The sequence below is a fragment of the [Collinsella] massiliensis genome (assembly GCF_002161605.1).
GTDB lineage: Bacteria > Actinomycetota > Coriobacteriia > Coriobacteriales > Coriobacteriaceae > Enorma.
This window is the reverse complement of record NZ_NFIE01000013.1, coordinates 1-14,431: the sequence shown is the minus strand read 5'-3', so window position 1 is coordinate 14,431 and position 14,431 is coordinate 1. Positions and strand designations below refer to the sequence as shown.

At 68.8% G+C, this 14,431-nt stretch carries 14 protein-coding genes; 9 read left to right on the top strand and 5 right to left on the bottom strand.

What is annotated here, in order from left to right:
* Positions 1–138: 138 nt before the first annotated feature.
* The 5 genes from B5G02_RS06460 to rnd form a co-directional block, all read right to left on the bottom strand.
* Positions 139–1,305, bottom strand: a complete 1,167-nt coding sequence (locus B5G02_RS06460) for an acetate/propionate family kinase (RefSeq protein WP_094335638.1) — start codon at positions 1,303–1,305, stop codon at positions 139–141.
* A 135-nt stretch (positions 1,306–1,440) separates the two neighbouring features.
* Positions 1,441–1,776, bottom strand: coding sequence for an HIT family protein (locus B5G02_RS06455; RefSeq protein ID WP_094335637.1), 336 nt, complete (start codon positions 1,774–1,776; stop codon positions 1,441–1,443).
* A 72-nt stretch (positions 1,777–1,848) separates the two neighbouring features.
* Positions 1,849–2,115: an exodeoxyribonuclease VII small subunit gene (xseB, locus tag B5G02_RS06450; RefSeq protein ID WP_094335636.1), complete on the bottom strand. Its 267-nt coding sequence runs from the start codon at positions 2,113–2,115 to the stop codon at positions 1,849–1,851.
* 5 nt (positions 2,116–2,120) lie between these two features.
* Positions 2,121–3,596, bottom strand: coding sequence for an exodeoxyribonuclease VII large subunit (gene xseA, locus B5G02_RS06445; protein WP_094335635.1), 1,476 nt, complete (start codon positions 3,594–3,596; stop codon positions 2,121–2,123).
* Between the two features lie 105 nt (positions 3,597–3,701).
* Positions 3,702–4,835, bottom strand: a complete 1,134-nt coding sequence (gene rnd, locus B5G02_RS06440) for a ribonuclease D (RefSeq protein ID WP_094335634.1) — start codon at positions 4,833–4,835, stop codon at positions 3,702–3,704.
* Positions 4,836–4,936: 101 nt separating this feature from the next.
* Here rnd and B5G02_RS06435 point away from each other — a divergent pair, with 101 nt between their 5' ends.
* From B5G02_RS06435 to B5G02_RS06395, 9 genes are all read left to right on the top strand, one after another.
* Positions 4,937–5,857, top strand: a complete 921-nt coding sequence (locus B5G02_RS06435) for a diacylglycerol/lipid kinase family protein (RefSeq protein WP_094335633.1) — start codon at positions 4,937–4,939, stop codon at positions 5,855–5,857.
* 327 nt (positions 5,858–6,184) lie between these two features.
* On the top strand, positions 6,185–7,021 hold the full coding sequence (locus B5G02_RS06430; RefSeq protein WP_094335632.1) for an ABC transporter substrate-binding protein: 837 nt from the start codon (positions 6,185–6,187) through the stop codon (positions 7,019–7,021).
* Between the two features lie 94 nt (positions 7,022–7,115).
* A complete protein-coding gene (locus B5G02_RS06425; RefSeq protein ID WP_094335631.1) occupies positions 7,116–8,426 on the top strand; it encodes an amino acid ABC transporter permease in 1,311 nt (436 codons plus the stop codon).
* A gap of 2 nt (positions 8,427–8,428) precedes the next feature.
* Positions 8,429–9,220 (top strand): amino acid ABC transporter ATP-binding protein, encoded by a 792-nt coding sequence (locus B5G02_RS06420; RefSeq protein ID WP_094335630.1) that lies wholly within the window; start codon positions 8,429–8,431, stop codon positions 9,218–9,220.
* A 392-nt stretch (positions 9,221–9,612) separates the two neighbouring features.
* Positions 9,613–10,182, top strand: a complete 570-nt coding sequence (locus B5G02_RS06415; protein ID WP_094335629.1) for a hypothetical protein — start codon at positions 9,613–9,615, stop codon at positions 10,180–10,182.
* Positions 10,183–10,298: 116 nt separating this feature from the next.
* Positions 10,299–12,059 (top strand): ABC transporter ATP-binding protein, encoded by a 1,761-nt coding sequence (locus tag B5G02_RS06410; protein WP_094335628.1) that lies wholly within the window; start codon positions 10,299–10,301, stop codon positions 12,057–12,059.
* Positions 12,052–12,798, top strand: a complete 747-nt coding sequence (locus B5G02_RS06405) for an energy-coupling factor transporter transmembrane component T family protein (protein ID WP_094335627.1) — start codon at positions 12,052–12,054, stop codon at positions 12,796–12,798. Before B5G02_RS06410 ends, B5G02_RS06405 begins: the two co-directional genes overlap by 8 nt.
* A 25-nt stretch (positions 12,799–12,823) precedes the next feature.
* A complete protein-coding gene (locus B5G02_RS06400; protein WP_094335626.1) occupies positions 12,824–13,828 on the top strand; it encodes an RsmB/NOP family class I SAM-dependent RNA methyltransferase in 1,005 nt (334 codons plus the stop codon).
* Between the two features lie 197 nt (positions 13,829–14,025).
* Positions 14,026–14,431 (top strand): leucine zipper domain-containing protein (locus tag B5G02_RS06395; RefSeq protein WP_143758290.1); only part of this gene is annotated, 406 nt, incomplete at its 3' end.

The following is a 14,431-nucleotide window of genomic DNA, read 5'->3' as shown; positions in this document are numbered from 1 at the left end:
CGGTTCGGGAGCAGCTCTGAGCGCTATGGACGCCCGGCATGCAATGAGCCCGACCCCGGCGAAAACCGGAATCGGGCTCCATGCAAAAGCTCCGAGACGGCCAGGCGGCGTACCTGGGGGCAGGCCGCTACACGGGCCTTACCCCAGCAGCGCCTCGACGTCGAGGGCGATCATGAGCTCCTCGTTCGTCGGCACCACGAGCACGGTGACGGCGGAATCCGGCGTGGAGATGACGCGCGGATCGTCCGAGCGGATGGTGTTGAGCTCGGGGTCGATTTTCACGCCGAGCCAGGCGAGCTTGTCCGCCACGCCCTGGCGCAGCTCGACGGAGTTCTCGCCGATGCCCGCCGTGAACGCCATGGTGTCGACGCCGCCCATAGAGGCCGCCATCTCGGCGAAGAGCTGGCCGACGCGATAGCAGAACATCTCGATCGCCATGGCGCAGTGCTCGTTGCCCTCGGCGGCGCCGGCGCAGACGTCGCGCGAGTCGCTCGACACGCCCGAGACGGCGAGCAGGCCGGACTTCTTGTTCATCATGGTGTCGATCTCGTCGATGCTCATGCCGGCGACGCGGTTGAGGTAGAACACGGTCGCGGGGTCGACGGTGCCGCAGCGCGTGCCCATGATGAGGCCGTCGAGCGGGGTGAGACCCATCGTCGTGTCCATGCACGCGCCGTCCTCGATGGCGCAGAGCGACGCGCCGGAGCCCAGATGGCAGCTCACGAGCTTGTGGGCGGCGCCGCCCATGAACTCGTCAACGGTGCGCCAGATATAGCGGTGGCTCGTGCCGTGGGCGCCGTACTTGCGCACATGATAGGTATCCACCACGTCGCGCGGGATGGCGTAGCGCCAGGCGCGCTCGGGCATGTTGTAGTGGAACGCCGTGTCCGGCACGATAACGTTGCCCAGCTCGGGGAACATCTCGCGGCAGATCTCGATGACGTCCGCCTCGGCGTAGTTGTGCAGGGGCGCGAGCGGCGCGACCTCGCGCACCCAGCCGAGCGTCTCGTCGGTCACCACGGCGGACTCGGGGAAGTACCAGCCGCCCTGGACGACGCGGTGGCCGATGCCCTCGGGCTTCTCGTCGACCGTCGCGAGGATGTCGAAGATGTGCTTGATGGCGGTGCGGTGGTCGGGCAGCTCGACCTCGAGCTTGTCCTTCTTGCCATACTCCTCGTGCCCGATGAACGAGCCCTCGATACCGATGCGCTCGGCGTTGCCCTTCGCGAACACCTCGCGCGTCTTGGTGTCGAGCAGCTGGTACTTAAGGCTCGAGCTACCGGCGTTGATGACCAGTACGTTCATGTAACCCCCTTGGTCGGCGGCCGCTGGCCGCGATGATCGTCACGGCGCGAAGCCGTGCTGCACATACGCTTTCATGATACTCGCATGCCGCCGGCGTCGCTAGGCAGAAGGCAGCACGATGGGCGGTATACCATTCTAGACGAGACCCTCGCCGAGCGGCTTGCCGCCGAGCACGTGCATATGGAAGTGCATGACCGTCTGGCCGGCGTCCGCGCCCTTGTTCGAGATGACGCGAAAGCCGGAGCCGAGCCCCTTGGCCTTCGCCACCTCGTCCACCGCATGGGCCATGGCGGCGAGCGTCTCGGCCGGCACGCCGTCCGTGATGTCCTGGTAGTGCTCCTTGGGGATCACGAGCGTGTGGACCGGCGCCTGGGGCTCGAGGTCGTCGAAGGCGATCACGAGGTCGTCCTCGTACACCACGGTCGAGGGGATCTCATGCGCGGCGATCTTGCAGAAGATGCAATCATCCATGGGAGGCTCCTTTCAGCCTGGTTGCTTTCGGGAACGCGTGCGGCGGATCGACCCCGCCGCCGCGCTGGGACGCTACAGCCTGAGCGCGTCGGAATCGTCCGCGGGCGCGGCGGCGACGAGCGTCTCCGTGCCGTCGACGTCCTTCATGAGGACGCTCACCTTCTGCTCGGCCGCCGCGAGCCGGCTGCGCAGGCTCTTGAGCAGCTCGACGCCGCGGGTATAGCCCTCGAGCGACTCCTCGAGCTCCAGGTCCCCCGACTCGAGCGAGCGGATGATGCGCTCGAGCTCCTGGGAAGCCTCCTTGTAGCTCATCTCTTCGATGGGTTTCGTCTCTGCCATGCCTCTCACCTTTCCTCTTCGTCACCGCGGGCCGAAAGGCCGCGATCAGATACCGTATCCACCGTGCCGGAAACCTCGCCGTCGGCGAAGCGGACGCGGAGCGCGTCGCCCGGCGCGAACGCGTGCGCGCTCACCTGGACGCCCGAATCGCCGTAGGCGATGGCGTAGCCGCGCGCGAGCACCTTGAGCGGCGAGAGCGCGTCGAGCTTCGCCGCCTGCGCGCCCAGGTCGCGCCTGCGCGCCTCGGCGATGCCCTCGCCCGCCGCGCGCAGGCGCGCATCCGCGAGCTCGAGCCCGTGCCCGAACGCCGAGAGCCGCGCCGTCGCGGCGTGGAACCGCCGCGGCATGCCCTCGAGCGCGCCCGCGAAGCGCTCCTGGGAGCGGTCGACGGCGCGCTCGAAGCGGTCCGCGGTCTGGGCGACCTCGGAGCGGCGGCGCTCCACGATATAGCCCGGGCTCCGCAGGCAGCCGCGGTTCCCCAGGCCGTCGAGGACGCGGCGCTCCTGGGCGAGGCGCGCGCCCATGGCGCCCTCGAATCGCGCCAAGAGCGCCCCCACCCCGCCCGAGGCGCCGCGCACGAGCGACGAGGTGGCGGCGCAGAGCCGGCGCTCGCGCGCATGGAGCAGGTCGATGAGGTCCCCGATGGCGGGCGCGACCGACTCGGCAGCCGCCGTGGGCGTCGAGCAGCGACGGTCGCTCACCATGTCGCAGATCGACTGGTCGGGCTCATGGCCGATGCCCGTCACCACCGGGACGGGACAGGAGGCGACCGCGCGGGCGAGCGCCTCGTCGTTGAAGGTCATGAGGTCCTCGAACGACCCGCCGCCGCGGACGAGCAGGATGCAGTCGGGCGCGGGGTCGAGCGCGGCGGCGCGGGCGAGCCCCTCGATGAGCTCCGCCGGGGCGCCCTCGCCCTGCACCTTCGCGCCCACGCAGACGAGCTCCACGAGCGGGTTGCGGCGGCGCAGCGTGCGCTTCACATCGTCGATGACCGCTCCGGAAAGCGAGGTCACCACCGCGACGCGCGTGCAGAACGCGGGGATGGGGCGCTTGCGCGCCTCGTCCATGAGCCCCTCGCGGCGGAGCTTCTCGGCAAGCGCGGCGACCTGCTGGCGCAGCAGCCCCTCGCCGGCGAGCGTGAAGCTGCGCGCGACGAAGCTCATGCGCCCCGTGGGCTTGTAGAGGTTGAAGCTGCCGGTGAACTGCACCTCCATGCCGTCGCGCAGGTCGAAGGAGCGCTTCGCGTAGGTGCCGCGCCACACGATGCAGTCGACGGCCGCGGCGTCGTCCTTGATCTGGAAGTAGCAGTGGCCGCTGCGGGCGTTGGGACCGCGGAAGCCCGTCACCTCGCCGATCACCGTGAGCATCGGCAGGGCGTCGAGCGCGTTCGCTGCGAGCTCCACCGCCTGCGATACGGACAGCGCGTCCTCGCCTTTCGCTGGCGTCTGCGGCGCCGTCCCGGTCAGATTCCAAGCATTCATGCGATCATCTCTCTCACGCGTGTTCTTGCCGATTCGAGTGTAGCAAACGGCGCGGACAAAAGAGCGCAGCGGACAGCGGCCGGTCGCGAGATGCGCGGGCGCGGCCTAGAGGATCTCGATCTTCTTGTCCTTCACGGTGAGCCCCATGTTGCCCGAGAGCAGGTCGTCCAGGCGGGCGCCCAGAAGCTCGAAGCGCCAGCCCTCGCGCAGCGGGCTCCGCTCGGGGTGCTCGACGTAGTCGGAGAGGTCGTCGCGGGAGGCGATCATGCCGGCCGCCACGCCGGAGCGCTCCGCCACGACCCGCACGAGCGCGTACATGAGGTCGACGACGCTCTCGTGGTCGCCCGACGGGCGCGGCCGGGTGTGGAAGGCGGGCGGCAGCTGGGCCGTCGGGCAGGTCATGCCGCGCTCGACGGCCATGAGGGCGGAGGTCACGTCCGCCTCGGAGAGCTGCTCGGTCCCGCGGATGCTCCGAAACCCCGCCTCGTCGCGGGGCGCGCGCTTCACGAGGGCGATGAGCACCTCGTCCGAGATGACCCATTTGCGCGGGATGTTCCGCCGCTCCGCGCGCGCCTCGCGCCAGGCGGCGAGCTCGCGGGCGATGCCGAGCTGCCGGCGCGTGCACGAGTTCACGCGCTTCACCTTCTTGTAGACCTCGCGCTTGTCGACCTCGTAGTGCTCGCGCGCCGCGAGCGGGGCGAGCTCGTCGAGCACCCACCCCAGGCGCCCCTCGGTGTTGAGCCGGCCCACCATGAGGTGGTAGGCCTGGATGAGGTAGCGCACGTCATCGAGGGCGTACTCGAGCTGCTTGACCGTGAGCGGCCGGCGCGCCCAGTCCGTGAGCGACTCGCTCTTGGGCAAGGTGACGCCGCAGAAGGCGTGGACGAGGCCGTTGTACGAGATCTGCTGCCGCTCGCCGAGGAACGCCGCGGCCACCTGCGTGTCGAAGATGGGCGCGGGCAGGGTGCCGAGCGTCTGGAGCAGCACCTCCATGTCCTGCGAGCAGGCGTGGAAGACCTTGGTGACGGCCGGGTCGCCCAGAAGCGACGCGAGCGGCGCGAGGTCGCCCACGGCCAGCGGGTCGATCGCGACGCACTCCTCGGGCGTGGCGACCTGCACGAGGCAGAGCCGCGGGTGGTAGGTCTTCTCGCGCAAAAACTCGGTATCGACCGCGACCGCCTCGAACGCGCGGGCGCGGTCGCAGAATGACCGGAGGTCTTCGTCTGTGGAAATATACATGCTCGCTTCAGTCTCGCGTCCGGCGGCAAGGCGCCGCGGTAGGATAACGACATTGCATTATGGTAACTATACACGCCTTAGGCTGGAACGGAAACTAGGCTATGCGCTGTCTCATCATCCATAACCCTGCGTCGGGGCCGCATTCGGACGAGATCTTCACCTTCATCCATGCACTCTCCACGGCGGGCGATGAGATCGTGCTGCGCTTCATAGGCCCCGAGCTCGAGCGCGAGGACGCCGTCGCCGACGCGCGCTCCTTCGACCGCATCGTGGTCTCCGGCGGCGACGGCACCGTCGCGAACGTCCTCGATCTTCTGCGCGACTGCGGCGTGCCCATCCTCGTCTTCCCCTCCGGCACCGCGAACCTCTACTTCCAGAACATCGGCAACGCGCCCGACGCCGCCGCCCTCGCGCACGCCTGCCGTGCCGGCGTGACCGCGAAGGTGGACATGGGCGAGCTCTTCTGGATGGACGAGACCGGCGAGACCCGCCGGCACGGTTTCATCAACATCGCGGGCTCCGGCTTCGACGCGACCATCATGCAGAAGGCGGCGCCCGCGAAGAACGACCTCGGCGAGATCGCCTACCTGCTCTCCGCCCTCTCGACGCCCGAGCCGCAGGTGGCGCACTTCACCATCGAGCACGACGGCCGGGTGGACGAGATCGATGGCATCTCGTGCATGGTGGGCAACACCGCCTGCATCCAAAACGAGATCAACCTCTTCCCCGACTGCCGCATGGACGACGGCCTCCTCGACATCGCCGTGGTGAAGCCCACGACGCTCGTGGGGCTGCTGCCCACCGTGGCCGCCGCCGTCCTCGACCCGGTGGGCAAGGGCCTCGGCCGCCCGCAGTTCAAGACGTTCCAGGCCAAGCAGGCAAAGATCACCTGCAAGCCCTCGCTCGGCATGCAGTTCGACGGCGAGGTCATCCCGAACAACTCCGGTGTGTTCGGCGCGCGCGTGCTGCCGCGGTGCCTCGATATCATCGTCGACGAGTTCTCGAACCTGCACCGAGGCTGACGGGCGCAAGCGCGCCTCCCCCACAAGCAGAGATCCCCGCATCGGCGCTGCCGCCCGGCGCCGGTTCGCCCGCATCGAGCATGCAGCGAACCGGTGCGCGCGCCGGCCCCTGCCGCTACCTGCCGCTTGGCCGGTGCACGCCCGGCATGTCGCCCCCGGTATGCTTAATTGCTCCTTAATTATCCAGTTTATTGTTTCACATCCGTTACTATACGGCTACATTTCATTCAACCTTGCATATTTCATCAGAGAATTGCATACTCTATCAGAACCACATGCCGCCGAACGGATAGGACGCCCGGCGGCGTCATCGGAAGGGGCATCATCATGGAACTCACGCGCAGGCAATTCATCCCCACCGCGGTCGCAGGCATCGCGGGCATGGCCGGGCTCGCCGGCTGCTCGGGGAACACGGACGAGACCACGGTCGTCGAGGGCTCGGGCTCGGCCGAGACCGGCTCGGATGACCTCGGCCTCCTCGAGGCGGGCACCATCACGTTCGCGACGTCGCCCGATTACCCGCCGTTCGAGAACCTCGAGGACGGCGAGTACGTCGGCCTCGACATGGACCTCGGCCGCGCCATCGCCGACTACCTCGGCCTCGAGTGCGCCTACACCAACATCGACTTCGACGGCATCGTCCCCGCCATCGTCGCGGGCGGCCAGGCGGATGCGGGCCTCTCCGGCATCTCCATCACCCCCGACCGCGAGGAGGAGGTCAACTTCACCACGCCGTACTACGTCGACAACCAGGCGGTCGCCACGCTCTCCGACAACACGATCATCACCGAGGACAACGCGGCCGAAGCGCTCAACGACGCCGCGGTGACCATCGCGGTCCAGAGCGGCTCGACCGGCGCCGACTTCGCCGCCGAGAACTACCCGAACGCCGAGCAGCTGCCCTTCCCCAACTTCACGGACGCCTTCGCTGCCGTGAACTCGGGCCAGGCGGACGCCGTGTGCGGCAACGCCGCCGTGGTGAACCAGATGCTCGCGGGCGCCTATACCGACCTGCACGTCGTGCTCACCTCCGCGACGGGCGAGGAGTACGCCATCGCCGTGTCCAAGGATAACGAGCCGCTGCTCGACGCCCTGAACGAGGCCATCGAGGCCCTCCAGGACGATGGCACGCTCGATGAGCTCATCGAGAAGAACATGGGCTAGTGCTTGTAGCCAAGACCGCACGCGATATGCCGACGATGTCCGCGCCCCTGCCCGCCCGGTGGGGGCGCAGACGGTAGAAATCGAGGAAGGCACCGTGGAAACGTACACACCGACACCCAGCGCGCACCTAGACCGCGCCCTTACGCGCATCGCCGCCGTCCTGGCGGCGCTCGTCCTCGCGCTCGCGCTCGCCGCGCCCGCCGACGCCATGGAGACCGTGCGCTGCACAGGTCGCCCCAACTCCGATAACGACCCCACCGTCATCATGGGCGCGACCCAGTCGCGCATCACCTTCGAGACCGCGATCGAGGAAGGTGAGGGCGTTTCCCAGCTCGTCCTGACCGTGCCCGAGGGCACGACGTTCGGGACGGACGACCTCTCCCTCACGCTCCTCACCGGCGATGACCTCTTGACGCGCACGAAGGTCGAGTACCGCATGAGCGTCGACGGGCAGGACATCGTCTTCGACTTCTCGCCCGCGATCACGCAGGCAGGACACCTCAGCATCATGATCGATGATGTGTACTTCCCGCAGAACGGCGGCGAGATGCAGGTCGCCGCGAGCTACACGGACGCGACCGGCGATCATGAGCTTGACGACATCCCACCCATCTCCGTGCAGGGCATCTCAACTGCTGAGTCGATCGCCCACTGGCTCGACGAGCAGCCGTGGGTCGAGGCGTGGAATTCCAACCGCTTCCTCCACCTCTTCTTCGACCCGACGCTCATCGTGACGAGCTTCCCCGTGGTGCTCAACGGCTTCTTCACCTCCATCGCCGTCGTCGCCATCTCGTTCCCGCTCGCCATCCCGCTCGCGCTGCTGCTCGCCACCATGCGCCTCTCGAAGTTCGTGCTGTGGCGCGGCATCGCCACCACCTACGTGAACTTCATGCGCGGCACGCCGCTCTTCCTGCAGATCTACGTCGCGTTCTTCGGGCTTCCGCTCGCCGGCCTGAGCCTGCCCAAGTTCCCGCTCGGCGTGATCGTGCTCATGCTGAACTCCGGCGCCTACATGTGCGAGATCTTCCGCGCGGGCATCCTCTCCATCGACAAGGGGCAGACGGAGGCGGCGCGCAGCCTCGGCATGGGGCGGCTGCAGACGATGGTCTACATCGTCCTGCCGCAGATGTTCCGCAACGTGATCCCCAACCTCACCAACGAGTTCATCACGCTCTACAAGGATTCGTCGCTGCTCGCGGCCGTGGGTATCATGGAGCTCGTGATGTACGCGCGCACGATCGTGGCCTCGACCGGCTCGATCACGCCCTATATCGTGGCCGCGTTCTTCTACCTCATCATCACCCTGCCGCTTTCGAAGGTCACGCGTCATCTGGAAGAGCGGATGCGCACCCACAGCGGACGCAAGCGCGCGCGTGCCCGCAAGGCCGCCGTTAAGGAGGGTTAGCCATGGCAGAGACAGAGCAGCGCAAGCAGGCAGCGGCGGGCGCGGGGAGCGCCGCGGGCGAGGAGCCCATCCTCTCCATCCGGCACCTGAGCAAGCGCTTCGGCTCGCTCGAGGTGCTCAAGGACATCTCGTTCGACGTCCGCAAGGGCGAGGTCGTCGTGGTGCTCGGGCCGTCCGGCTCGGGCAAGTCGACGATGCTCCGGTGCCTGAACCGCCTGGAGGAGCCCACGAGCGGCGAGATCATCTTCGAGGGGGACGACATCTGCCAGAAGGGCGTCGACGTCAACGACGTGCGCAAGCGCATGGGCATGGTGTTCCAGCAATTCAACCTCTTCCCGCACCTCGACGCCCTGCACAACGTCATGATCGCGCAGATGAAGGTCTTGAAGCGCGACCGCGCGGAGGCGGAGCGCATCGCGCACGCCGAGCTGGAGCGCGTGGGGCTCGCCGAGCGCGAGGACCACTACCCCGACGAGCTCTCGGGCGGCCAGCAGCAGCGCGTGGCCATCGCGCGGGCGCTCGCCATGGACCCGCACGTCATGCTCTTCGACGAGGCCACGAGTGCGCTCGACCCCGAGCTCGTCCGCGGCGTCCTCGACGTCATGCGTGAGCTCGCGCAGGGCGGCATGACGATGATCGTCGTGACGCACGAGATGAGCTTCGCGCGCGACGTCGCCGACCGCGTGGTGTTCATGGACGGCGGCGTGATCGAGGAGCAGGGCGCGCCCGAAGAGATCTTCGAGCACCCGCGCAGCGAGCGCACCCGCGCCTTCCTGGGCGAGATCGCGAGCTAAGCCGCGGCTCGCCCGCCGCGACCCCAGGGGCGGGGCGCAGAAACATGCCGGCAATCTTCGCCGTGCGCGCAACATGCGCGCCCCGACTGTGGTATAGTGCCCCCAACGCGAGCGCACGAGCCCGCCCGACCGACTGAAAGGAGCCCCGCCATGTTGAACCGCACGAACGCTCTCAACAACTGGTGGTGGCGTGATGCGAATACGGTCGGTCGACGGTAGCCCTTGCGCCTGCATCCAGGTACCAGCAAAAGGCCTCCGGGAGACCGGGGGCCTTTTTCTGTGCGAACCCCTGGCTCACCATCTTCGACCGGCACGCATCACGCGCCCCCGTCCGCACGCCGCACGCACCCGCCGGAAACGTACCCGGCGCACGATATGAAAGGTTGATCACCATGAGCCAGAGCACCACCTCCCAGCCCCGCACCGTCGCCACCGTCGATCGCGGCACCCTCGACATCCGCAACCTCGTCCTGCTCGCCATCCTGCTCGCCGCCGGCTTCATCCTCAACATGACCGTGGGTAAGGCGCTCTCGAGCCTCACCATGGGCACCCTGAGCCCCGAATTCATCATCGCCGCCTTCTGCCTCGAGATCCTCGTCGTGCGGCCCAAGGCGCCCCAGGCCATCGTCATCGGCCTCATCGCCGGTGCCGTGATCCAGATCTCCGCCTCGGTCAAGGGGCCCGACCTCGTGGCCGAGCCCATCGCCGCGCTCGTGATGGCGCTCATCGTGAACGGCCTCATGCGTACCAAGGCCAAGGCCATCGTGCCCGCGCTCGGCACCTTCGTGACCACCTACCTCTCCGGCCTCATCTACGCGGTCATCGTCATCTACGCGCTGCGCACCATGGACGCGACGCTCGTCGTGATGCTCCCCGTGGTGGCGGGCACGGGCGTGGCGAACGCCATCATCGTCGCGGCGCTCTACCTGCCCATCAAGAAGGCGCTCAAGATCGCCGACTAGCTTAACCCTCGCCGACGGGGCTGCGCACGCGGCCCCGTTTTCTGTGATAATCCTGAACAAGGATGCACGCACATCGCCCGGCAACCGCCCCGTTAGGAAAAGGCACGATTCGCGCAATGGAAACGATCATCGATATAGACCACGTGTCGTTCTCGTATGCAGGCGAGGACACGCGCGCGCTCGACGACATCACCCTCACCGTCCACCCGGGCGACATGCTCGGCATCATCGGCCCCTCGGGCGCCGGCAAGTCGACCCTCGCTGCCGCCATGTCCGGCGCCATCCCCCACCACTTCGGCGGGGCGTTCTACGGCGCGGTGCGCGTCGACGGGCGCGACACCTGCGAGGCGACGCTCACCGACATCTCCCGCGTGGTGGGCAGCGTGCTCCAGGACATCGACGCGCAGATGGTCGCCTCCGTGGTCGAGGACGAGGTGCTCTTCGGCCTCGAGAACTTCGGCGTGCCGCACGACCAGATCGAGGAGCGCGTGAGCTCCATCCTCGAGACGGTGGGCATCGCGGACCTGCGCCATCGCGAGCTCGCCACGCTCTCGGGCGGGCAGAAGCAGAAGGTGGCCATCGCCGCCATCCTCGCCCTGCAACCCCGCGTGCTCGTGCTCGACGAGCCCACCGCCGCCCTCGACCCCGCGAGCTCGCTCGTGGTCTACGACACGCTCCGCGCCATCAACCGGGAGCTCGGCATCACCATCGTGGTCATCGAGCAGAAAGTCGCCCTGCTCTCGCGCTACTGCGGGCGCATCGCCGTGATGGACGCGGGCCGCATCGTCCTCGACGGGAGTCCGCGCGAGGTGTTCGCGCACGCCTCTGAGCTGCGCGCGATCGGCGTGGACAGCCCGCGCGTCGCCCGCGTGTCGAACAGCCTGGCCGCAGCTGGCCTCACCGACGCGGCCGAGCCCTGCCTGCGCGTCGACGAGGCCGTCGCGCTCATCGAGCGCATCTGCGCGCGGCACGGGGTCACCCTCCCCGCCCCCGCGGAGCCCCCGGTGCGACACGCGCCCGCGAATGACGGCGCGGCCGAGCGGCCCGCTGGCGAGCCCATCCTGGCGCTGCGCGACGTCTCCTTCGCCTATCCGGGCGGAGGCGGCTCGGTGCGGAACCTCTCGCTCACCGTGTATCCCGGCGAGCTCGTCGGGATCGTGGGGCAGAACGGCGCCGGCAAGACGACGCTCACCAAGCTCGTCAACGGCCTCCTCAAGCCCGCATCCGGCAGCGTCACGGTTGCCGGCCTCGATACGCGCACCGTGCGCGTGAGCCAGATCGCACGCCATGCCGCCACCCTCTTCCAGAACCCCGACCACCAGATCTGCCGCGACACCGTCCTCGACGAGGTCGCCTTCGGCCTGGAGCTCGCGGGCGTCGAGGCCGCCGAGGCGCGCCGGCGCGCCCTCCCCGTTATCGAGCGGTTCGGGCTGCCCGCCGACGAGGCGCCGTTCTCGCTCTCGCGCGGGCAGCGCCAGATGGTCGCCCTCGCCTCGGTCGTGGTGCTCGAGCCCGAGCTCATCATCCTCGATGAGCCTACGAGCGGCCTCGATTACCGCGAGTGCATGACGGTGATGGAAACGGTGCGCGACATGGCGCGCGCGGGGAGCGCCGTCCTCATGGTCTGCCATGACATGGAGGTCGTCTCGGATTTCGCGGAGCGCATCGCGGTCATGGCGGACGGCGAGATCCTGTCCGTCGGGCCGGCGAGCGCGCTGTTCGCCGACGAGGCGCTCATGCGCGCGGCGCGCATTGAGCCGCCGCAGGTCATCGAGCTCGCGCACGCGCTCGAGCGGACGGTCTCGCCCGCCTTTGCCGGGCTGCATGAGGTCTCGGAAGTGGTTGCGTGCGTGAAGGAGCTGGTCAACCGTGGTTAGCATCATCGATTACGTGCCGGGCGACACGATTCTGCACCGGCTGAACCCCGTGACCAAGATCGCGCTCGCCGCAGGCGTGATCGCGGCCTCGCTGCTCGCCGATTCGCCCATCCTTCTCATCGCCCTGCTCGCGCTCACCCTGGCCGTGAGCGCCGCCGTGCACGTCATGCGGCAGGTGGGGTCGTTCCTCAAGCTGCTCATCCCGCTCGCGGTCATCATGTTCCTCATGCAGACCATCCTCATGCGCGAGGGGCGCACCGTGTTCCTCTTCATGACCGATCGCGGCATCGAGCTGGGCGGCATGGTCTGCCTGCGCCTGCTGTGCCTGGCGCTGCCGCTCATCCCGGCGCTCGTGACCACCCAGCTCACCGACCTCGCCAACGCCTGCGTCGAGGTGCTCCACGTGCCCTACAAGTACGCGTTCACGTTCACGACCGCCCTGCGCTTCGTGCCGGTGTTCAGCCAGGAGATGAACGCCATCATGGAGGCGCAGACGGCGCGCGGCGTGGAGTACGACACGCCGAACCCCCTGAAGAAGATCCGCCTCATGCTGCCGCTCTGCGTGCCGCTGCTCATCTCGAGCGTGGGCAAGACCGACGCGACGGCGCTCGCCGCCGAGGAGCGCGGCTTCTACCTGCGCACGCGTGCCTCCGCCTTCAAGCGCTACCCGCTGCGCGGCATCGATTTCGCCGCCCTCGTCATCTGCGTCGCGCTCGTGGTGCTCGGCGTGGTGTTCTAACGTCCCTTTGGAGAAAGGCTGCCGCATGGCCGAGACCGCATCGCTTCCCTCCCTCATCGAGGACGCGCTCGCCGCGCGCGGCGCATCCGGCGATGCCGCGGGCGCCGAGGCCATCCGGGCGGGCTACGCGGAGGCTGCCGCGCGCCCGGTGACGCTCCGCGCGAACACCCTCGTCGCGACGGCGGCCGAGGTCGCCGACGCGCTCGCCCGCGCCGGCATCCCCTTCGAGCGCGCCCCCTGGTACGAGGACGCCTTCGTGCTCGGAGACGGCGTGCGCGAGCGCGCGGTCTGGGAGCTTCCCATCTACCAGACGGGCGGCGTCTACCTGCAAAGCCTCTCCTCGATGCTGCCGCCGCTCGTGCTCGCCCCGCGCCCGGGCGCCGACGTGCTCGACATGTGCGCGGCCCCCGGCGGGAAGACGTCTCAGATGGCCGCCCTCGCCGGCGGCAGGGCGCATCTCACCGCCTGCGAGCTCCATGCGCCGCGCGCCGAGAAACTCGCCTACAACCTCGAGAAGCTCGGCGCCCGCAACGTGAACATCATGCGCGTGGACGCGCGCCGGCTCGACGAGTTCTTCTCGTTCGACCAGATCCTGCTCGACGCGCCCTGCACGGGCACGGGAACCCTCCGCGCCGGCGACGAGCGGGCAGCGAAGCGCATGACGCCCGCGTTCCTCGCGAAGGTGACGCGCTCGCAGCGCGCCCTCCTTGACCGCGCCCTCACCGTGCTGAAACCCGGCGGCACCCTCGTCTACTCGACCTGCTCGATCCTGCAGCAGGAAAACGAGGAGCAGGTGCGCGCCGCGCTCAAACGGCATCGCGATTGCACGCTCATCCCCCTCACCGACCGCACTGCCGCGGACGAGGACGACGGCGCAGCCCCGCTCCCCCCGACCGCGCAGGCCGTCGTGGACGCTGTCGAGGCGGGCACGATCCCGACGGTTCCCACGACCCTCCCGGGCACCCTCGTCGTCGCGCCCACGCAGCGCTTCGAGGGCTTCTACCTCGCCGCCGTGCGCAAGGCGCGCTAAGCGGTCGAAGCAAAGAAGCCGGCGCGGCACCCGATCGCCCCGTCAAGGGCTTCGGATGCCGTGCCGGCTCCGATACCGTGCGCGACCCGCGCTTAGCTGTTCAGTGCCAAGACGTTGTTTACGCCCCGGGGATGACAAATAGGGATGGCTCCCGCATGCTGTGAGTTGTTCAGGCTTGCAGCGAAGGGGGCCATCCCATGTCCCAACATCCTAACGCAAGGCTCACGCCCAGGGGAAGGGAGACGCTCGTCTCCCGCATAGAGGCCGGCGCCGGCGTCGCCGAGGCCGCCCGCCAGATGGGCGTCAGCCGCCAGACCGCGAGCAAGTGGCTCGCCCGCGCCCGCAGGGGCGAGCCGATGTCGGACAGGACCAGCAGGCCCCGCAGGCTCCCGAGGTCCACGCCGGCCGAGGCCGAGGCGCGCGTCATCGGGGCCAGGCGTTCCATGCTCCTGGCCCCGCTCGCCCTCGCCGCCGTCACGGGCGTGCCCGCCCGCACCTGCGCGAGGATCGTCGCCCGCTCGGGGCTGCCGAGGCTCGCCGACGTCGACCGCGTGACCGGGGAGGCCAGGCGCCGGGGACCGGTCACGCCCGTCCGCTACGAGA